Genomic DNA, 19,898 nt, shown 5'->3' on the forward strand with positions numbered 1-19,898 from the left:
CCGTCACGCCGGGCTTGATCCGGCATGACGGTAAATATGGGGAATTGCCTTAGCGCTCGACCGCATCGGCGAGCAGCCCGACCGAGAGCGCATAGAAATTCGAGCAATTGTAGTCGAGGATCACGCGATAATTGCCGGTCAGCAGATAGGCGGTCTTGCCGGGGCCGTCGGGCTCGAGCAGCGTCGCGAGCACATTGTCCCCCGGCCACGGCCGATCCTGCGGCACCAGCCCGAGCGCGCGCCATTCGGCCATCGTTCGCCACCCGCTGTGCCGTTCGAACACGCGCGGGCAGCGCGGCGAGACGAGCCGGTTGGCCTGCCCGCTGCGATCATAGCCGGCGGGCACATTGACCGCGATTCCCCAGGGCTGGCCGGGGCGCCAGCCGGCGTTGACGAAATAATTGCCGATCGATGCCAGCGTATCCGCCGCGCTGTTCCAGATATCGGCCTTGCCGTCGCCGTCGCCGTCGCGCGCGAGGCGGAGGTAGATCGAGGGGAGGAATTGCGGGTTGCCGGTGGCACCGGCCCAGCTGCCCTTGAGGTCCGCGCGCGATACGCCGCGATCGAGCATCTTCAGCGCGGCGACGAACTCGCCCGAGAACAGATCGCGGCGGCGCCCCTCATAAGCCAGCGTGGCGAGGCTGCGCAGCAGATCGAAATTGCCGGTATAGCTGCCGTAATTGGTCTCGTGGCCCCAGATCGCGACCATGATCGATTCGGGCACCCCCGTCTCGCGCTCGACCGCCGCGAGCCGGCTGCGATTGGCGAGATAGGCGGCGCGCCCGCGGCTGATCCGCGCGGCATCGACATGCTGGATGCGATAAGGCGCGAACATCGCGACCGGGGCGTTGGGATTGCCGCCGGGCTGCTGCCGATCGAGATCGACGACGCGCTGGCTGAAGGTGAGCGTCGGGAAAACCGAATCCACCGTCGCCGGGCGGACGCCCGCGGCCAGCGCCTGGGCGCGGAGCGTCGGCAGATAGGCCTGGAATCCCGCCTCGTCTTGCGCCGCAGCCGGCGTGGCGATCGATGCCGCGGCAAGCAGAGCAAACCCGGCGATGGTGCGCGTAAGCAACCCCCTCATGCCGCTTATCTTGCACGGCGCGCGGCATTGTGAAACAGCAAGTCATCGCCGGGCTTGCACATATCGTCGCAGCACGCCACAGCGCGGCTCCCGCGCGACGCGGAGAGGTGGCCGAGTGGTTTAAGGCAGCGGTCTTGAAAACCGCCGTGGGTGCAAGCTCACCGTGGGTTCGAATCCCACCCTCTCCGCCAGCGGCAAAAACGCTAGCTTACCCGTTGTAAACGACCGAAATCTTGTTGCCCGCCGGATCGCGGAGATAGGCGGCGTACCAATCGAGCCCATAGTGTGGGCGCGGGCCGGGGCGCTTTCGTCGCTTCCGCCGTGAGCCATCGCCGCCGCATAGAAAGCATCGACTTCAGCGCGGGACTTGGACGAGGATATCGTGCAAGTTGAAACATATCAAGAACAAAGCCGCAAGATGCCGGGAGGCGTGCGTTACGCCTCCCGGCCAACTCCGTGATCGCCTATTTAGGCGCTTTGGTCGCGTCCGCCTTTTTGTCCTTCGACATCTTCATGCCATCGGCTTTTTTGTCCGCCGCAGCGGCCATCTTGCAATGCCCCATCTTGGCATGTTCGGCCGTGCAGGTTTCCATCTTCGCGGGCGCCGCATGCCCCGCGTGGGGATTGGCCGGGGCGTTCTGATGCGCAAGCGCGGGCGATGCGATCGCGAGTGCGATCGCCGAAACGAGAAGCTTCATTGTCCAACTCCAGTGATATCGATCGAAAATTCGTGATCAGATCGCTGGAGCGGGGCGTGGCGGTGGGGCGGTTGCTTCAGGGGATATGCCGGTCAGGGCCGCCGGCGCGGCGGCGAACAGGCGGGGATTTGCGAGAAAGGTCTCGCTCTCGACCGCCGCCGGCAGCCCGACGACCGCCGCGCAAGCCGCGGCGCAATTGTCGTCGAACACCGCCTTCTGCTGGGTCGGTGCCGAATGGCTCATCCCGGGGCAATTGACGTCGGCCGCCACCGTCGCGGGATGCGCCATCGCGCCGCCGCCGAGGCCCATCGTCACCGGCGCGCACAACATCGCGAAGGCGACGAGCAAGGCGGAGAACAGGCGCGTCATGATCGCCCGATCGTACGGGCGAACCGCGATCACCGCAAGCAACCCGCCCTCACCGCTTGCGCGTCAACTCGCGCATCGCATCGTCCAGCCCGGCAAGCGTGAGCGGGTACATGCGATCGTTCATCAACTCGCGGATGATCTTGGTCGATTGCGAATAGCCCCATTGCGCCTGCGCGACCGGGTTGAGCCACACCGCCGCGGGATAAGTGGTCGCCAGCCGCTGCATCCACACCGCGCCCGATTCCTCGTTGAAATGCTCGACCGAGCCGCCCGGGTGGGTGATCTCATACGGGCTCATCGCCGCATCGCCGACGAACACCAGTTTGTAATCGTGGGGGAATTTGTGGAGCACCTCCCAGGTCGGGGTGCGTTCGGCGAAGCGCCGGCGATTGTCCTTCCACACCCCCTCATAGGGGCAATTGTGGAAATAGAAGAATTCGAGGTTCTTGAACTCGCTGGTCGCGGCGGAGAACAATTCCTCGCACAGCTTGATGAACGGGTCCATCGATCCGCCGACGTCGAGGAACAGCAGCAATTTCACCGCATTGCGCCGCTCGGGCCGCATATGGACGTCGAGCCAGCCCTGCCGCGCCGTGCCGTCGATCGTCGCATCGATATCGAGCTCGTCCGCCGCGCCCTCGCGCGCGAATTTGCGCAACCGGCGCAACGCGATCTTGATGTTGCGGGTGCCGAGCTCGCGCGTGCTGTCGAAATTCTTGAACTCGCGCTGGTCCCACACCTTGAGCGCGCGCTTCTGCTTGCTCTCGCCGCCGATCCGCACGCCCTCGGGATTGTAGCCCGAATTGCCATAGGGGGACGTGCCCCCCGTACCGACCCATTTGTTGCCGCCCTCGTGGCGTTTCTGCTGCTCTTCGAGACGCTTCTTGAGCGTCTCCATGATTTCCTCCCACGAGCCGAGCGACTTGATCGCCTCCATCTCCTCGGGGGTCAGGAACTTCTCGGCGACCGCCTTCAGCCAATCCTCGGGGATCTCCGCGCCGGGCTGCGCGAAGCTCGTCTCGATCCCCTTGAATACCTTGGCAAAAACCTGATCGAACCGGTCGAGCAGCCCCTCGTCCTTCACATAGACCGCGCGGCTCAGATAATAGAAATCCTCAGGCGTGCGATCGATCACTTCCTTGTCGAGCGCCTCGAGCAGCAAGAGATGCTCCTTGAGGCTCGCGGGAATCCCCGCACCGCGCAGCTCGTCCAGGAAGTTCAGGAACATAGGGTAAATTCCTCCAAGCGACCTGAGAAGCCAGCCAAACTTTCCTTCGTCATTCCCGCGAAGGCGGGAATCCAGAAGCACTGCCGTCGCGGTTCGATTGCTAAGGCCGGCCAGAATGGATTCCCGCCTTCGCGGGAATGACGGGAGAAGAGCGGCATTCTCACATAATCTCAGCGCCGGTCATAGGCCTTGGGCAGCGCGCCCTCGGTCGGGGTCAGATAGCGATCGCGCAATTCGGTCTGGCGCGAGCGCATCGGCTGCGGCTTGCCGTCGATCCAGATCGCGACCGGTTGCGATTCGATCTCCAGCGGATCACCGTCCCACAATATCACATCGGCACGGCGGCCGGGGCGGAGCGAGCCGATCTCGCCGTCGAGCCCGAGCGCTGCGGCCGGCCCCGAGGTGATCGAGGCGAGCGCCTGCCCCCAATCGAGCCCGGTCGCGCCCGGGATGCGGGTGATCGCGACGAGATTGCCCGCATATTGGCGGATATTGTGCTCGCCGCCCGATGCGCCGTCCGCCGAAAGGCCGACCTGCACCCCCGCGGCGCGCATCCGTCCGACGTTCGATTCGGTCGCGGCGACCGCCTCGAAGCTCTCGGGCAGATCGGCGAGCGCGGCGGCGATCACCGGCACCTTGGCGGCGGCGATCTCACGCGCGACGCGCCACCCCTCGCTCGCGCCGGTCAGCACCAGCCGCAGCTTGGGATAGTCGCGGGTCAGCCCCAGCACATTGCGGATATCGCTTGCACGGTCGACATGGACGACCAGTGGCACCTGGCCGTCGATCACCTTGAGCAGCGCCTCGGCATCGCTGCGCTTGATCAGCGCGCCGCGATCGCGCCCCCCGAACGTCGCCGGGTTGCGGCGATAATCCTGCGCCTGGGTGAGCGCGTCGCGGAACAGCGCATAAGCCGCGGGGCGGCTGCCGCCCGCGTCGCGGGCGCCATGCTCGCCGAGCTCGACATATTGGAAGGCGCGCGCGCGCATCACCGGATCGGCATCGTCGCCGAGATCGATCACCGCGCCCTGCCCGGCGAAGATCGAATTGCCGGTATCGGGCGCGACGAGCGCGCGGGTCACCCCGCCGAGCCGCTCGTTGGCGATCTTCACCCCGGTCGGGTTGATCGCGGTGGAAACGTCGATCGCGGCGGCAAACGGGCTGCCCTTGGCGCTGCCGTCGTTGCTTTCCTCGATCCCGTTCGCATCGTGCAGGCCGAGACCGGTGAAGCCGGCCACGAGGCCGGGCGAAACCCACTTGCCGTGCGCGTCAATCACCTCGGCACCGGCGGGCGCCGCCACCCCGCTGCCCGCGGCAATGATGCGTCCGTCGCGAAAGACGAGCGTGGCGTTCTGGATCGGCGCGCTGCCGTCGCCGAGCGCGACGGTGGCGCCGGTGATCGCGACGGTCTGCGCCAGCGCCGGGGCGGCGATCAGCGCGGCGGCGGAAAGGAGCAGGGCGCGGATCATTTGACGTCTCCCGAGCCGGGCTGGCCAAGCTCGAAATCGCTCACCGGGCGTCGTTTCGGATCATTGGCATCATAAAGCAGCGCGCCATCCACCCACACCTTCTCGGGGCGGGTATAGACGCTGAACGGATTGCCGTTCCACAGCACGACATCGGCCATCTTACCCGGCTTGAGGCTGCCGGTCTGATTGTCGATCCCGAGCGCGCGGGCGGGGTTGAGCGACAGCCATTTCCACGCCACCGCATCGGGGATGTCGATCCCCGCGCGGCGCCCGGCGGACAGCGCCTTGGCGACTTCCTGGTTGAGCCGCTGGATACCGTTGGCGTCGTCGGAATGGATCATCGCGCAGGCGCCTGCCTTTTCGAGCAGGGCGAGATTGGCGCCGATCCCGTCATAGCTTTCCATCTTGAAGCCATACCAATCGGCCCACACCGCGGCGCAGGTGTCATTGGCTTTGAGCAGATCGGCGATCTTGTACGCCTCTACCGCGTGGTGGAAGGCGGTGACATGATAGCCGAACTCCTTCGCCATATCGAGGACGGTGGCCATTTCGTCGGCGCGGTAGCAATGGTTCTGCACCCGGATCTCGCCGGCGAGCACCCCGCGCAGCGTGTCCATCGCGATGTCGCGCTCGGGCTGATCGCCGCCGTCGCGCTCATATTTGTCCCATTTGCGCTTGTAGGTCTGCGCCTTGGCCCAGGTCGCGCGATCGACCGCGATATTGCCCATCCGCGTCGAGGGCTCGCGGCCCTTGGAGCCATAGACGCGCTTGGGATTCTCGCCGCACGCCATCTTGAGGCCATAGGGTGCGCCGGGGAATTTCATCGCCTGGGTGGTGCGCGCATAGACGTTCTTGAGCACCACCGAGCGCCCGCCGAACAGATTGGCCGAGCCGGGCAGGATCTGCAGCGCCGTCACCCCGCCATTGGCGAGCGCGCGGCCGAAGCCCGGGTCCTGCGGCCACACGCTATGTTCGGCCCATACGTCGGCGGTGACCGGCGCGGTCGCCTCATTGCCGTCGGAGAGCGCGCGGATGCCGGGGCTCGGATAATCGCCGAGATGGCTGTGGATATCGATGACGCCGGGGGTGATCCACTTGCCCTGCCCGTCGACCACGCTGGCGCCCGCCGGGGCATCGAGCGTCTGACCGATCGCGACGATCTTGCCGTCGGCGAACAGCACCGAACCATTGTCGATCCGCCCGCCCTCGCCGTCGAACACGGTGACGTTGCGCACCAGGGTCGGGACGCCGGGATAGCGATGATAGGTCGAAGGGTAAGGATCGCGGGAATAGGCCTTGCCCGGCGTGCTCGACGCGGTTTTCGGCCGCTCCCCGTTCGCCCCGCCGCACGCCACCAGCGACAGCGCCACCGCCGCTCCGGCAAGCAGGCGCAGCCCCCTCACATGACCCATCTTTTATCTCCCATCATGGCGCGCGGTGATGGCCGCCGGGCCGGGCAAAGGCAAGAACGGATCGCTCGATCGCCTGTCGAGAATCCCCCACCCCTCATGCTGACGAACGTCAGCATCCAGCGCCGCAGACATCGCCACTCGCGGCTCCGGATGCCGGGTCAAGCCCGGCATGACGATCAAAAGGCCTTCCATAACTTTTGTCATGTTTAGCTTGTCGCGCCGTTTGTCGCGCGATAGGCGTTGCGCAACGAAGCAGGAGAGAGACGTCGTGAGCAGCCCGCCCCTATCCGGCATCCGTATCGTCGAGTTCGCCGGGATCGGTCCCGGCCCGTTCGCGGGGATGATGCTTGCCGATCACGGCGCCGAGGTGATCCGCATCGATCGCCCGGCGCGCGGTGGCGGGCTGACGATCGACGCGCAGGATTCGCTGCTGCGCAGCCGCAAGTCGATCGGGCTCGATCTCAAGAACCCCGCGTCGATCGCGGCGGTGCGACGGATCGTCAAATCCGCGGACGCGATCATCGAGGGCTTCCGCCCCGGGGTGATGGAACGGCTCGGGCTCGGGCCGGAGGTGCTGCTCGCCGACAATCCCAGGCTGGTCTACGGCCGGATGACCGGCTGGGGGCAGACCGGCCCGATGGCCTCCGAGCCGGGGCATGATATCAACTATATCGCGATTTCGGGCGCACTCCACGCGCTCGGCCGCAAGGACGAGAAGCCGACCCCGCCGATCAACCTCGTCGGCGATTTCGGCGGGGGCGGGATGTTCCTGGCCTTTGGGATGCTCGCGGCGCTGCTCCACGCGCGGGCGACCGGCGAGGGCCAGGTGGTCGATGCCGCGATGACCGACGGCTCGGCGGTGCTGATGTCGATGATGTGGTCGTTCCGCGCGATGGGGCGGTGGAGCGATGCGCGCGGCACCAACCTGCTCGATACCGCGGCGCATTTCTACGACACCTACGAGACGAAGGACGGCCGCTTCATCTCATTGGGCGCGATCGAGCCGCAATTCTATGCCGAGTTCCGCAAGGTGATGGGGCTGACGGACGAGAAATGGGCGGCGCAGATGGATGCGCGGCAATGGCCCGCGCTCAAGGACGAATTGACCGCCCGCTTCCGCGAGAAGACCCGCGACGAATGGGTCACCGCGTTCGACGGGCATGAAGTGTGCTTCGCCCCGGTGCTCGGCTTCGACGAGGCGTGGGATCATCCGCACAATCGCGCGCGCGGCACCTTCGTCGAGGCGGGCGGCGTGCGCCAGCCGGCCCCTGCCCCGCGCTATTCGAAAAGCCCGACCGTCGCCCCGGTCATGGCCGGCGAGCGGCAGGATGCGGCGATCCTCGGCGAATTGGGGTTCGACGCGGCGGAGATCGCAGCGCTGATTACCCCGGAGGCCGCTTCCCGCACGGGGACGTGAAAATTTCGCCGCTGTCCATCGCCGCGCGCCTCGCCTAATCAGGCGCGGTGCCCAAGCTGACGGTGAACAACGAAGCGATCGAATATCGCATGGACCCGGCGACCCCGCTGTTGTGGGCGCTGCGCGACGCATCGAACCTCACCGGGACCAAATATGGCTGCGGCACCGGCAGCTGCGGCGCGTGCATCGTCGATATCGACGGCAAGGCGGTCAAATCGTGCCAGATCACGCTCGACGCGGTGGAGGGCACGTTCGTCACCACGATCGAGGGGCTGTCGCCCGATCGCACGCATCCGGTGCAGCTCGCGCTGATCGCCGCCAATGTGCCGCAATGCGGCTATTGCATCCCCGGCATCGTCATGGCCGCCTCCGTGCTGATCCGCCGCGACCGCAACCCGAGCGACGAGGCGATCGCCGGTGCGATCACCAATCTGTGCCGCTGCGGCATCTATCCGCGGCTGGTGGAGGCGATCCAGCGCGCGGCGAGCGCGATGCGCGGCGACGAGCCGCTGGCGACCGGCGCCCGCCCCGGCATCGACCCGCGCGAAGCGGCGCGCATCGTGCCGGCGCTCGATCCGGGATCGCAACGCCCGCGCTGACGGAGCGTTTAGAGAATATTCGTCTGTCATTCCCGCGAAGGCCGGAATCCATTCTGGCTGGTCTCTGCGATAGAATCGCAAACCGCAGTGCTTATGGATTCCCGCCTCCGCGGGAATGACGGGAGGAACTGGGTGGCGTTTCCAAATCCTCTACGATGCGTTGCGGTTGGCGCGCGGGCTGCTACCGTCTGCGCAAAACGATCGACTAAGGGTCCAAACTCACTCAGAACAACGCCATGACGGAGCGGATTTTGGCGCCAGGCAAGGAGCAAGGAGGGAGCGATGCTCACGCATCGTGATCGACGCGCGACGCCGCATGGCGCCAAAAGCCGCCCGCCGCGGAGCGGTCGCCCGGAGAAGCCCGCCGGACGGCGTCGCTTGCTTGCGCGTAGCGTCAGCTACGCGACTGCGCTGCGCTCCTTGCCAGCGGGCTTCTCCGGGCGATCACGACGTTGTTCTGAGTGAGTTTGGACCCTGAGGAGGCGCGCCATCCGCAAGCTGCTTATCGCCAATCGTGGCGAGATCGCGATCCGCATCGCGCGCAGCGCCGCTCTTGCCGGCATCGCGACCGTCGCGGTTCATTCGACCGACGATGCCGACGCGCCGCATGTCGCCGCGGCCGATGTGGCGGTCGCGCTCGAAGGCGCCGGCCCCGCGGCGTATCTGTCGATCGAGGCGATCGTCGGCGCGGCACGCGCGACGGGATGCGACGCGATCCATCCGGGTTATGGCTTCCTCAGCGAAAATCCCGCGCTCGCGGCGGCGTGCAGCGTGCTGGGGATCACCTTCGTCGGCCCCGATGCGGCGCTGCTCGAACTGTTCGGCGACAAGGCGCGCGCCAAGGCGCATGCCGTCGCGCGCGGCGTGCCGGTGCTGGCGGAGGGCGCGGCGGCGACCGGCGCGCTGGTGGTGAAGGCGGTGGCGGGCGGCGGCGGGCGCGGGATCCGCGTCGTCGCCGATCGCGCGACCCTGCCGGCGCAGATCGCGGCGGCAGGCGCCGAAGCGCTCGCCGCCTTCGGATCGGCCGAGGTGATCGTCGAGCGGCATGTCGCGAGCGCGCGGCATATCGAGGTCCAGCTCGCCGGCGACGGCGACGCGGCGATCGCGCTCGGCCTGCGTGATTGCACCGTCCAGCGGCGTCATCAGAAACTGGTCGAGATCGCCCCCGCGCTGTCGATCGACGCGGGGCTCGCCGTGCGGATCGCGCGCGCGGCGGAGGCGTTGCTCAACGGCACCGGGTATCGCGGCCTCGCGACGGCGGAATTCCTCGTCGATCGCGACCTGCCCGAGGATAGCGCGGACGCCTTCGCCTTTCTCGAGGTCAATCCGCGGCTCCAGGTCGAACATACCGTGACCGAGGAGACGACCGGGCTCGATCTGGTCGCGATCCAGCTCGCGCTGGCGAGCGGCGCGACATTGGACACGCTCGGCATCGCCGCCGCGCCGACGCCGCACGGCGTCGCGATCCAGCTTCGCGTCAATGCCGAGACGATCGCGCCCGACGGGACGGTCCACCCCGCCAGCGGCGCGATCGCGCTGCTCGATGCGCCCGGCGGCCCCGGCATCCGCGTCGACGGCGCCGCGCGGACCGGGATGAGTGCCAACCCGCGCTTCGATCCGCTGCTCGCCAAGCTGGTCGTCCACGCCCCCGACTGGCCGACCGCGCTCGCCAAGGCGCGCCGCGCGCTCGCCGAATATCGCATCGCCGGGCTGGCGACCAACCTGCCGGTGCTCGCCGCGGTGCTCGCGCAATCGGAGATGGCGGCGTTCGACATCGATACCGGCTGGTTCGATCGCAACGTCGCGACGCTCGCCCCGCCCCTCGCCGTCCATGCGCCGCCGGTCGACGCGCATATCGCCGCCGCGCCGCTCGCCGGGGTGGTGGTGGCGATCGAGGCCCCGGTCGGCGCACGCGTCGCCGCCGGGCAGGAAGTCGGGACGATCGAGGCGCTCAAGATGCAGCATGCCGTGCTCGCACCGGGCGCCGGGGTGGTCAGCGCGGTCCACGCCGAGATCGGCGCGGTGATTGACGAAGGCGCGCCGTTCCTGTCGCTCGATCCGGTCGAGGAGGACGGCGCCGGTGCCGCGACTGAAACCGCAGTCGACCCCGATCACATCCGCCCCGATCTCGCCGAGGTGAACCAGCGCCACGCCTTGGGGCTCGATGCCGGCCGGGCGGAGGCGGTGGCGAAGCGCCACGCGCGCGGGCTTCGGACGGCGCGGGAAAACCTTGCCGATCTGTTCGATGCCGGGAGCTTCCAGGAATATGGCGCGCTGGCGATCGCGGCGCAGCGCCGGCGGCGGACGGTCGACGATCTGATGCGCAACACCCCGGCGGACGGGCTGATCGGTGGGATTGGCACGGTCAACGCCGCCGAGCACGGCGAGGAAGCCGCGAAGTGCATGGGCCTCGCCTATGATTATACCGTCCTCGCCGGGACGCAGGGGCATATCAACCACAAGAAGACCGACCGCCTGCTCCATGTCGCCGAGGCGATGAAGCTGCCGATCGTCTTCTACACCGAGGGCGGCGGCGGGCGCCCCGGCGATGTCGATGCGGTCGGCGCGACCGGGCTCGACGTGCCGACCTTCGCCGCCTTCGCGCGTCTGTCGGGCATCGCGCCGCGGATCGGGATCACTGCGGGTTACGGCTTTGCCGGCAATGCGGTGCTCTACGGCTGCTGCGACGTGACGATCGCCACGAAGGACGCGCATCTCGGGATGGGCGGCCCGGCGATGATCGAGGGCGGCGGGCTCGGCGTCTTCGCGCCCGACGAGGTCGGGCCGGCGGCGGTGCAATATGCCAATGGCGTGATCGACGTGCTCGCCGCGGACGAGGCGGAGGCGACCGACAAGGCGAAGCGCATCCTCGGCATGTTCCAGGGCCGCGTCGCACAGGCGGATCATGCCGATCAGCGGCTGTTGCGGCATATCGTCCCCGAGAACCGGCTGCGCGTGTTCGACGTGCGTCGGGTGATCGATGTGCTGGTCGATAGCGACAGCTTCGTCGAGCTGCGCGGCGGCTTCGCGCCCGGGATGATCACCGGGCTGGCGCGGATCGACGGGCGCGCGATCGGGCTGATCGCCAACGACTGTCGCTATCTCTCCGGTGCGATCGACGCCCCGGCGGCGGACAAGGCGGCGCGGTTTTTCCAATTGTGCGACGCGTTCGGCGTGCCGATCGTCTCCTTGTGCGACACGCCGGGCTTCATGGTCGGCCCCGAGGCCGAGCGCACCGCGCCGATCCGCAAGGGATCGCGGATGTTCGTCGTCGGCGCCAATATCAGGGTGCCGATCTTCACCGTGGTGCTGCGCAAGGCCTATGGCCTCGGCGCGCAGGCGATGGCGGGGGGATCGCTGGTCGCAGGCGGGTTCTGCGTCTCGTGGCCGACCGGCGAGTTTGGCGGAATGGGGCTGGAGGGCGCGGTGCGGCTCGGCTTCCGCAAGGAGCTGGAGGCGATCGCCGACCCGCAAGCGCGCGACGCCAAATATCGCGAGCTGGTCCAGGCGAGCTACGAGAAGGGCAAGGCGGTGTCGGTCGCGCAGTTCCTCGAGGTCGATGCGGTGATCGATCCGGCGGAGACGCGCGCGTGGCTCAAGCGCGGGCTGGCGGCGGCACCGGTGCGTGCGAGCGGGCGCTATATCGATACGTGGTGAGGCTGCCGAAAACGTCATTCCCGCGAAGGCGGGAATCCATTCGCGCTGAGGTTGCGGTTTGACACGATAGGCCAGCCAGTCTGGATCCCCGCCTTCGCGGGAATGACGGAGGGAGCTCTACGGCGCAGCGTATTGCCCGAACCATACACTTCGCGCTAAAGCGGCGCGACAAGCCCCGCGATCGGGGCGCTGGAATTGGAATATAAGATGCAGCTGGTGCGCGGGGCGTGGAAACTGCTGGTCGGCATCAAGGACGCGCTGGTGCTCGTCGCGATGCTGCTGTTCTTCGGTGCGCTGTTCGCCGCGCTCAACAGCCGGCCGACCCCCACGACGGTGAAGGACGGCGCGCTCGTCCTCGATCTCGACGGGCCGATCGTCGAGCAGCCCGAGGAGATCTCGCCGATGGCATTGCTCGGCGGCGGGCGCATCCACCGCCAATATCGCCTGCGCGACGTGGTCCGCGCGATCGACGACGCCAAGGACGATTCGCGGGTCAAGGCGATCGTGCTCGATCTCGATCGCTTCGGCGGTGCCTATCCTGCGGCGCTGGGCGAAATATCCGACGCGCTGCTGCGCGCGCGCACCGCCGGCAAGCCGGTGCTCGCCTTCGCCACCGGCTATACCGACGGCGGCTATCGCCTCGCCGCATCGGCGAGCGAGGTGTGGATGGACCCGATGGGCGGCACCCTGTTTGCCGGCCCTGGCGGTAGCCAGCTCTATTACAAGGGCCTGATCGACAAGCTCGGCGTCAACGCGCACGTCTATCGCGTTGGCAAGTTCAAGTCGTTCGTCGAACCCTATACCCGCGCCGACCAGAGCCCCGAGGCCAAAGAGGCCGCGACCGTGCTCAACAACGGGCTGTTCGACCAGTGGAAGGAAGCGATCGCGCGTGCCCGGCCGAAGGCCAAGCTCGCCGACTGGCTGACCGCGCCGGACAAGGTGGTGACGGGCGCGGGGGGCGATATCGCCAAGGCCAATCTCGCCGCGGGGATCGTCGACAAATTGGGCGATCGCGTCGAATTCGGTCGTCGCGTTGCGCAGATCGCGGGCGGCGAAGACAATAAGCCCGCCGGCTGGTTCAAGAAGATCAAATATGACGACTGGCTCGATGCCCACCCCTTGCCCAAGAACGGCGAGATCGGCGTCGTCACCGTCGCCGGCGATATCATCGACGGCAAGTCCGAGCCCGGGACCGCAGGCGGCGAGACGGTCGCCAAATTCATCTATGACGGTCTCGCCAAGAAGAAGCTCAAGGCGCTGGTGCTGCGGGTCGATTCGCCGGGCGGATCGGTCACCGCGTCGGAGCGGATCCGGCTCGCGCTGATCGAGGCGAAGCGCCAGGGGCTACCGGTGGTGGTCTCGATGGGCGGCGTCGCGGCGTCGGGCGGCTTCTGGGTCTCGACCCCGGGCGACGTGATCTTCGCCGAGCCGTCGACGATCACCGGCTCGATCGGCATCTTCGGCATCATCCCGACCTTCGAGAACACGCTCGCCAAGATCGGCGTGACGACCGACGGGGTGAAGACCACCCCGATCTCGGGCCAGCCCGATGTGTTCGCGGGCACCAACCCGGTGACCGACACGCTGTTCCAGTCGGCGATCGAGCATGGTTATAGCCAGTTCCTCGCCCGCGTGGCGCAATCGCGGCACATGCCGGTCGACAAGGTCAATGAGATCGCGCAGGGCCGGGTGTGGATCGGCGGGACGGCGCGTCAATTGGGGCTGGTCGATCGCTTCGGCACGCTCAAGGACGCGGTCGACGAGGCGGCGAAGCGCGCCAAGCTCGATCCGGCGACCGTCAAGGTCACCTATCTCGAAAAGAAGCCGAGCTGGGCGGCGCAGCTCGCGCGCCAGTGGAGCAACGACAATGACGACGACGCGGCGGCGCCGTCCGACGCCTTCGCGCGGGTCGCGTGGGAGCGTCGCCAGCTGGTGATGCGCGCGATGGGCGATGTGAAGCGGCTGGTGACCGGCGGCGGGGTCCAGGCGGCGTGCCTCGAATGCGGCGGTTTCGGCCCGACCGCGGCGGCCCCCGGCGATGCGCGCCTGCTCGACGTGCTGCTCGCGCGGATCGGCCTGTAATCACGCGCTTATGCCTGTTGCGAGTCGGTTTCGCTTTTCGCAACAGGCTTTGCGCACTACATAGCGACGTATGCCCCGCAAGATCGATCTCGAAGCTCTGTGTCACGAAAAGGGACTGCGCATCACCGAGCAGCGCCGCGTCATCGCGCGCGTGCTGTCGGAGGCGGAGGATCACCCCGATGTCGAGAAGGTCTATGCCCGCGCCTCGGCGGTTGATCCGGGCATTTCGATCGCGACGGTGTATCGTACCGTCCGGCTGTTCGAAGAGGCCGGCATCCTCGATCGCCACGATTTCGGCGACGGGCGCGCGCGTTACGAGCCCTCGCCCGAGGCGCATCACGACCATCTGATCGACGTCGAGACCGGCAAGGTGATCGAATTCGTCGATCCCGAGCTCGAGCAGCTCCAGAAGCAGATCGCCGAACGGCTGGGCTTCCGGCTGGTCGATCACCGGATGGAATTGTACGGCGTCAGCCTCAGCCGCAAGGATTGAGCGCGATCGCCGCGCATATCGACGCTCCTCGTCACCCAAGCAAAACACATGGGTGATATGCGACCACCCCGGCGCAGGCCGGGGTCCAGCAAAAACCGGCCCGATACTGGACCTCGTCCTGCGCCGGGGTGGCGCTAATGCCGATCGGCCCTGACATCCGCCTCTGCCTCCGGCTCGCCGCGATCATCCTCGCTTTGCTGGTCGCGGTGCCCACACATCTGTTGTGGCGGCTGCTGCGCCTCCCCTCCCCCTGGCCCAAATGGTTCCTCGGCGCGATGGGCTGGATCATCGGCGCGCGTCGCCGGGTGATCGGCACCCCGCTGCGCCGCGACGTGGTGTTTCTCTCCAACCATCTGAGCTGGATGGACATCCCGATCCTCGCCGGGGCCAATGGCAGCGCCTTCGTCGCCAAGGCGGAGGTCGAGCATGTCCCTATCGTCGGCTGGCTCTGCACGCTCAACCGCACGATCTTCGTCCGCCGCGAGGATCGGCTGGGGATCGCCGGGCAGATCAATCAGTTGCGCGAGGCGCTCGCCGAAACCTGGGCGATCACGATCTTCCCCGAAGGCACCACCAGCGACGGCGAGACGTTGCTGCCGTTCAAGGCGGCGCTGCTCGCGGTGCTCGATCCGCCCCCGCCGGGGGTGCTCGTCCAGCCGGTGCGGATCGATTATGGCGATGCGACGCGCGAGCTGGCGTGGGTCGGCGACGAGCCCGGGCTCGATCATGCCAAGCGCGTGCTGCGCCGCCCGGGGAATTTCACCGCGACGCTGCACTTCTGCGACCCGTTCGATCCGCGCGATTTTCCCGGTCGCAAGGCGATCGCGGCGGAGGCGCGCGCACGGGTCGCGGCGGCGGGTGGCGATCCGGCGCAGGCGCCTGTATAGGCGCCGCGATGACCAAGACCCCGCCCAAGACCTTCCACGTCAAGTCGTTCGGTTGCCAGATGAACGTCTATGACGGCGAGCGGATGGCCGAGCTGCTCGCCGCCGACGGGCTGACCGCGACCGCCGATGCCGCCGGCGCCGATCTGGTGGTGCTCAACACCTGTCACATTCGCGAAAAGGCGACCGAGAAGGTCTATTCGGATATCGGCCGACTGCGGAAGGACGATCCGGCCAAGATGATCGCGGTCGCCGGCTGCGTCGCGCAAGCCGAGGGTGAGGAGATCGTGCGTCGCGCCAAGGTCGACGTGGTGGTCGGCCCGCAGGCCTATCATAACCTCCCCCGGCTGGTGTCCGACGCGACCAGGGGCGAAGCGGCGCTCGATACCGATATGCCGCCGCTGTCCAAATTCGACGCGCTCCCCGCGCGGCGCAAGGTCGGGCCGACGGCGTTCCTGACGGTGCAGGAAGGCTGCGACAAATTCTGCACTTATTGCGTCGTGCCCTATACCCGCGGCGCCGAGACGAGCCGGCCGTTCGCCGAAATCGTCGACGAGGCCAAGGCCCTGGTCGACGCCGGCGCGCGCGAGATCACCTTGCTCGGGCAGAACGTCAATGCGTGGAGCGACGGTGACGGGCGCGGTCTGCACGATCTGATCCGCGCGCTCGATCGCGTCGAGGGTCTGGCGCGGATCCGCTATACCACCAGCCATCCCAACGATATGACGCAGGGGCTGATCGACGCGCATCGCGATGTCGAAAAACTGATGCCTTTCCTGCACTTGCCGGTCCAGTCGGGCAGCGACCGCGTGCTCAGGGCGATGAACCGCAGCCACACCCGCGACAGTTATCTCCGCGTGATCGATCGCGTGCGTGCGGCGCGCCCCGATATCGCTTTGTCGGGCGACTTCATCGTCGGCTTCCCCGGCGAGACCGAGGCGGAATTCGCCGAGACGCTCGGCATCGTCGCCGCGGTCGGCCACGCACAGGCGTTCAGCTTCAAATATAGCCCCCGCCCCGGCACTCCGGCCGCGACGATGGAAGGGCAGATCGCCGCCGAAGTAATGGACGAGCGGCTCCAGCGGCTCCAGGCGGCGATCAACCGCGATCAGCTCGCCTTCAACCAGGCGTCGGTCGGGCGGCATTGCGACGTGCTGATCGAGCGGCGCGGCAAGCAGCCGGGGCAGATGCTCGGCAAATCGCCGTGGCTGCAATCGGTTCATCTCGAAACCAGTGCGCCGATCGGCACGATGGTGTCGGTCGAGCTGGGACATGCCGGCCCCAATTCGCTTACCGCGCGTGAGATTTCGGCCGAACGGGCGTCCGCCGCCGCTGCGTGATGCGCGCGCGCAACACCCTCGAAAACCTCTGACTTGGTGCTTGCGGCGAAGCCCGCCACCACGCACCTTATGGTTAGCCAACGATGGCGAGAATCGAAGGAGGCGCATGAGCCGCAAGCCCGTCCCCGCCCATTCCGGCGAACGTAGCCGGGTCGATGTCCTGTTCGACAAGCCGCAGCTTCTGCCGCGCCTGTTCGGACAATATGACCAGAACCTCGTCGCGCTGGAAAACCGGCTCGGCGTCTATATCACCGCACGCGGCAACCGCATCGGGCTCGAGGGGACCGCCGAGCAGGTGGCGATGGCGCGCGACGTGCTCAACGATCTCTACATGCGCATCCAGCGCGGCGAGGAGATCGATTCCGGGCTGGTCGACGCGGCGATCGCAATGGCCTCCGAGCCGACGCTCGACGGGATCATCTCGGCCGAGCGCGCCGAAACCCCGCCGATCATGATCCGCACGCGCAAGAAGACGATCGTCCCGCGCACCCCGGCGCAGGCGCATTATATGCGCGAACTGACCACGCATGAGATGATCTTCGCGCTCGGCCCGGCGGGTACCGGCAAGACCTATATCGCGGTCGCGCAGGCGGTGTCGCAGCTCATCTCGGGGTCGGTGCAGCGGCTGATCCTGTCGCGCCCGGCGGTCGAAGCGGGCGAGCGGCTCGGCTTTTTGCCGGGCGACATGAAGGAGAAGGTCGATCCCTATCTCCGCCCGCTGTACGACGCGCTCTACGATTGTTTGCCCGCCGAGCAGGTCGAACGCCGCATCGCCTCGGGCGAGATCGAGATCGCGCCGATCGCCTTCATGCGCGGGCGTACTTTGGCCGACGCATTCGTGATCCTCGACGAGGCGCAGAATACCACCCCGGCGCAGATGAAGATGTTTCTTACCCGCTTCGGGCAGAACAGCCGGATGGTGATCTGCGGCGATCCCAACCAAACCGATCTGCCCGGCGGGGTCACCGCCTCGGGGCTGGCCGATGCGACGTCGCGGCTGGAGGGGATCGAAGGCATCTCGCTCTGCCGCTTCACCGCCGGGGATGTGGTGCGCCACCCGATCGTCGGGCGGATCGTCGCGGCCTATGAGGGGGAGTGAGATTAGGGTAGAAGCGGGGCATGGCCGAGTTCGATCCGCATCGCCAGCTTGAGGTGGACGCCGATACCGGCGATCTTGCCGCGCGACTGGCCGGCCGGCTGGGCACCAGCGAAGCGGAGATCGTCCGCCGCGCGTTGCATGCCTTTGAAGCCGGTCTCGATCGCATGGCGCGAAATCCAAATGCCCCCGAGTGGTTGGTGCGTTTCTGGCGTGAACATCCGCTGCCCCCTCCAACCGGTCTTCCCACCGACAAGGCCTTCTATGACTGGCTTTCCGGTGAGGAGGATTGGTGACACTATTCATCGACGCGTCGGCCATCGTTGCGATCATCGCGGGAGAGACGGATGCGGACACGCTGGCCATACGACTATCGGCGGATCGGAAACGATTGACGTCGCCCGTTGCCCGCTGGGAAGCGGTGATCGCCTTGCACCGTTCGCACGATTATGATTGGCGCCACGCCCAGCAAAGCGTGGATGATTTTCTAACCCTTCAGGCGATCGAGATTATCGCTATTGGAGCTGCCGAGGGACAAATGGCGCTGAATGCATTCGGCAATTTCGGTAAGGGCCGGCACCGTGCGGCGCTCAATATGGGCGATTGCTTTGCCTATGCATGCGCCGTTCTGAACGACGCGGCGCTGCTCTATAAGGGCGACGATTTCGCCCACACCAACCTGGCATGATCGAAATCGAACTCAGCCGCGAAGATCCGTGGCCCGATCAGGACTGGACAGCGCTTGCCACCACCGCCGCTCGCGCAGCCGTGGCGCGCACGCCGTTCGGTGACTTGCTCGATACCGCGGCGCTGGTCGAGATCAGCGTGCGGCTCACCTCCGACGATGAGGTGCACACGCTCAACCGCCAGTATCGCGGCAAGGACAAGCCGACCAACGTCCTGTCCTTCCCGATGGTCCAGCCCGATCTGATCGAGACGGTCAGCCAGAATACCGACGACGGCGAGCTGCTGCTCGGCGATATCGTGCTCGCACACGGCGTCTGCGTGCGCGAGGCGACGGAGCGCGGGGTGACGGTCGAGGCGCATGCCACGCATTTGATCGTGCATGGCACGCTGCATCTGCTAGGCTATGATCATCTGATCGACGACGAGGGGGATGCGATGGAGGCGATCGAGCGCGACGCGCTGGCCGATCTCGGCATCGCGGACCCCTATGCCATTCGCGAGGACTGACTTGCCCGAAGACCGAAGTAGCGCCGGCAACGGCGATTCCAACGAAAGCAGCATCTGGCGCGGCCTGCGCAACCTGATCTTTGGCGACGCGCACGAGGATACGCTGCGCGACCAGCTCGAAGACGCGATCGATCGCCACGAGGACGATCCCGCCCCCGATGCGAAGGGCGACCTGACCCCGCTCGAGCGGCAAATGGTGCGCAACCTGCTCCATTTCGGCGAACGCGATGCCGGCGATGTCGGCGTGCCGCGCGCCGATATCCTTGCGGTCGAAGAGCGAACCACGTTCGACGAGCTGGTAAAGATTTTCGCCGATGCCGGGGTCAGCCGGTTGCCGGTCTATCGCGAGAAGCTCGATACGATCGTCGGGATGGTCCATATCAAGGATGCCTTCGCGATCCTCGCCGCCGGCGGCGAGCGCCCGACCGGGATCACCGCGCTGATCCGCGAGCCGCTATTCGTGCCGATGTCGCGCGGCGCGCTCGATCTGCTCGCCGACATGCGGCAGACGCGGGTGCATCTGGCGATCGTGCTCGACGAATATTCGGGCACCGAGGGGCTGGTGACGATCGAGGATCTGATGGAGGAGATCGTCGGCGAGATCGAGGACGAGCATGACGAGGCGCCCGAAGCGTTGCTCGTCCCGCTCGACGGCGGCGCCTGGGACGCCGATGCGCGGGTCGAGCTGGAGGATATCGGCGAGACGGTCGATCCGCGGCTGGGCGAGAGCGACAGCGACGTCGACACGATCGGCGGGCTGACCGCGGTGCTCGCCGGGCATGTCCCCGAGCCGGGGGCGTGCGTGATCCACCCGAGCGGGTGGCAGATCGAGGTGCTCGACGCCGACGAGCGCCGCGTCAACCGCGTCCGCCTCCA

Annotated in this window: 17 protein-coding genes, 1 tRNA gene and 1 pseudogene (1 of these 19 running past the window's edge); 13 read left to right on the forward strand and 6 right to left on the reverse strand. The window is 67.1% G+C overall.

All coding sequences use genetic code 11. The features are described 5' to 3' along the window. Window positions 1–49: 49 nt before the first annotated feature. Entirely contained in the window at window positions 50–1,084 is a 1,035-nt protein-coding gene (locus BGN95_RS11050; protein ID WP_265271897.1) for a lytic murein transglycosylase, read from the reverse strand. Window positions 1,085–1,185: 101 nt separating this feature from the next. Here BGN95_RS11050 and BGN95_RS11055 point away from each other — a divergent pair. Continuing rightward, window positions 1,186–1,275: transfer RNA gene (locus tag BGN95_RS11055), tRNA-Ser, on the forward strand. A 273-nt stretch (window positions 1,276–1,548) separates the two neighbouring features. On the opposite strand, the gene BGN95_RS11060 is transcribed toward BGN95_RS11055, so the two are convergent. The 5 genes from BGN95_RS11060 to BGN95_RS11080 form a co-directional block, all read right to left on the reverse strand. Next, window positions 1,549–1,782, reverse strand: a complete 234-nt coding sequence (locus tag BGN95_RS11060; protein ID WP_286772620.1) for a hypothetical protein — start codon at window positions 1,780–1,782, stop codon at window positions 1,549–1,551. A 36-nt stretch (window positions 1,783–1,818) separates the two neighbouring features. Further along, on the reverse strand, window positions 1,819–2,151 hold the full coding sequence (locus BGN95_RS11065) for a hypothetical protein (protein WP_286772621.1): 333 nt from the start codon (window positions 2,149–2,151) through the stop codon (window positions 1,819–1,821). Between the two features lie 49 nt (window positions 2,152–2,200). Beyond that, complete coding sequence (locus BGN95_RS11070) at window positions 2,201–3,379, reverse strand: vWA domain-containing protein (protein WP_286772622.1); 1,179 nt, start codon at window positions 3,377–3,379, stop codon at window positions 2,201–2,203. 170 nt (window positions 3,380–3,549) lie between these two features. Beyond that, window positions 3,550–4,848, reverse strand: coding sequence for an amidohydrolase family protein (locus BGN95_RS11075; protein ID WP_286772623.1), 1,299 nt, complete (start codon window positions 4,846–4,848; stop codon window positions 3,550–3,552). Next, window positions 4,845–6,242: an amidohydrolase gene (locus BGN95_RS11080; RefSeq protein ID WP_502688285.1), complete on the reverse strand. Its 1,398-nt coding sequence runs from the start codon at window positions 6,240–6,242 to the stop codon at window positions 4,845–4,847. The genes BGN95_RS11075 and BGN95_RS11080 overlap by 4 nt, the downstream gene beginning before the upstream one ends. 286 nt (window positions 6,243–6,528) lie before the next feature. Here BGN95_RS11080 and BGN95_RS11085 point away from each other — a divergent pair, with 286 nt between their 5' ends. From BGN95_RS11085 to BGN95_RS11140, 12 genes and pseudogenes are all read left to right on the forward strand, one after another. Beyond that, entirely contained in the window at window positions 6,529–7,677 is a 1,149-nt protein-coding gene (locus tag BGN95_RS11085; protein ID WP_286772624.1) for a CaiB/BaiF CoA transferase family protein, read from the forward strand. Window positions 7,678–7,724: 47 nt separating this feature from the next. Further along, the gene (locus BGN95_RS11090; RefSeq protein ID WP_265271886.1) at window positions 7,725–8,276 is read left to right on the forward strand and encodes a (2Fe-2S)-binding protein; all 552 of its coding nucleotides are present in this window, start codon (window positions 7,725–7,727) and stop codon (window positions 8,274–8,276) included. 498 nt (window positions 8,277–8,774) lie between these two features. Then, on the forward strand, window positions 8,775–11,933 hold the full coding sequence (locus BGN95_RS11095) for an acetyl-CoA carboxylase family protein (protein WP_286772705.1): 3,159 nt from the start codon (window positions 8,775–8,777) through the stop codon (window positions 11,931–11,933). A 207-nt stretch (window positions 11,934–12,140) separates the two neighbouring features. Continuing rightward, entirely contained in the window at window positions 12,141–14,015 is a 1,875-nt protein-coding gene (gene sppA / locus BGN95_RS11100; RefSeq protein ID WP_265312034.1) for a signal peptide peptidase SppA, read from the forward strand. Window positions 14,016–14,085: 70 nt separating this feature from the next. After that, window positions 14,086–14,508, forward strand: coding sequence for a Fur family transcriptional regulator (locus BGN95_RS11105; protein WP_179511575.1), 423 nt, complete (start codon window positions 14,086–14,088; stop codon window positions 14,506–14,508). Between the two features lie 137 nt (window positions 14,509–14,645). Further along, a complete protein-coding gene (locus BGN95_RS11110) occupies window positions 14,646–15,395 on the forward strand; it encodes a lysophospholipid acyltransferase family protein (RefSeq protein WP_286772625.1) in 750 nt (249 codons plus the stop codon). Next, window positions 15,392–16,732, forward strand: coding sequence for a tRNA (N6-isopentenyl adenosine(37)-C2)-methylthiotransferase MiaB (gene miaB / locus BGN95_RS11115; protein ID WP_286772706.1), 1,341 nt, complete (start codon window positions 15,392–15,394; stop codon window positions 16,730–16,732). The genes BGN95_RS11110 and miaB overlap by 4 nt, the downstream gene beginning before the upstream one ends. 106 nt (window positions 16,733–16,838) lie before the next feature. Continuing rightward, window positions 16,839–17,831: a PhoH family protein gene (locus tag BGN95_RS11120; RefSeq protein WP_265312032.1), complete on the forward strand. Its 993-nt coding sequence runs from the start codon at window positions 16,839–16,841 to the stop codon at window positions 17,829–17,831. A 20-nt stretch (window positions 17,832–17,851) separates the two neighbouring features. Next, window positions 17,852–18,124 carry a ribbon-helix-helix domain-containing protein gene (locus BGN95_RS11125; protein ID WP_286772626.1) on the forward strand — a complete coding sequence of 91 codons (273 nt, stop codon included), beginning with the start codon at window positions 17,852–17,854 and terminating at the stop codon, window positions 18,122–18,124. Beyond that, on the forward strand, window positions 18,121–18,516 hold the full coding sequence (locus tag BGN95_RS11130) for a type II toxin-antitoxin system VapC family toxin (protein WP_286772627.1): 396 nt from the start codon (window positions 18,121–18,123) through the stop codon (window positions 18,514–18,516). Before BGN95_RS11125 ends, BGN95_RS11130 begins: the two co-directional genes overlap by 4 nt. Beyond that, complete coding sequence (ybeY, locus tag BGN95_RS11135; RefSeq protein ID WP_286772628.1) at window positions 18,513–19,022, forward strand: rRNA maturation RNase YbeY; 510 nt, start codon at window positions 18,513–18,515, stop codon at window positions 19,020–19,022. Before BGN95_RS11130 ends, ybeY begins: the two co-directional genes overlap by 4 nt. Window position 19,023: 1 nt before the next feature. Beyond that, window positions 19,024–19,898 (forward strand): annotated as a pseudogene (locus tag BGN95_RS11140) (hemolysin family protein) (it continues 40 nt past the right edge of the window).

The organism is Sphingomonas sp. 66-10 (assembly GCF_001897045.1).
GTDB lineage: Bacteria > Pseudomonadota > Alphaproteobacteria > Sphingomonadales > Sphingomonadaceae > Sphingomonas > Sphingomonas lycopersici.

What these genes read in the sequence shown, in the direction of transcription:
- sppA (WP_265312034.1), top strand. Translation starts at nt 12,141, where the DNA reads ATGCAGCTGGTGCGCGGGGCGTGGAAACTGCTGGTCGGCATCAAGGAC.
- BGN95_RS11060 (WP_286772620.1), bottom strand. Translation starts at nt 1,782, where the DNA reads ATGAAGCTTCTCGTTTCGGCGATCGCACTCGCGATCGCATCGCCCGCG.
- BGN95_RS11075 (WP_286772623.1), bottom strand. Translation starts at nt 4,848, where the DNA reads ATGATCCGCGCCCTGCTCCTTTCCGCCGCCGCGCTGATCGCCGCCCCG.
- BGN95_RS11065 (WP_286772621.1), bottom strand. Translation starts at nt 2,151, where the DNA reads ATGACGCGCCTGTTCTCCGCCTTGCTCGTCGCCTTCGCGATGTTGTGC.
- BGN95_RS11125 (WP_286772626.1), top strand. Translation starts at nt 17,852, where the DNA reads ATGGCCGAGTTCGATCCGCATCGCCAGCTTGAGGTGGACGCCGATACC.
- BGN95_RS11050 (WP_265271897.1), bottom strand. Translation starts at nt 1,084, where the DNA reads ATGAGGGGGTTGCTTACGCGCACCATCGCCGGGTTTGCTCTGCTTGCC.
- BGN95_RS11070 (WP_286772622.1), bottom strand. Translation starts at nt 3,379, where the DNA reads ATGTTCCTGAACTTCCTGGACGAGCTGCGCGGTGCGGGGATTCCCGCG.
- ybeY (WP_286772628.1), top strand. Translation starts at nt 18,513, where the DNA reads ATGATCGAAATCGAACTCAGCCGCGAAGATCCGTGGCCCGATCAGGAC.
- BGN95_RS11120 (WP_265312032.1), top strand. Translation starts at nt 16,839, where the DNA reads ATGAGCCGCAAGCCCGTCCCCGCCCATTCCGGCGAACGTAGCCGGGTC.
- BGN95_RS11110 (WP_286772625.1), top strand. Translation starts at nt 14,646, where the DNA reads ATGCCGATCGGCCCTGACATCCGCCTCTGCCTCCGGCTCGCCGCGATC.
- BGN95_RS11105 (WP_179511575.1), top strand. Translation starts at nt 14,086, where the DNA reads ATGCCCCGCAAGATCGATCTCGAAGCTCTGTGTCACGAAAAGGGACTG.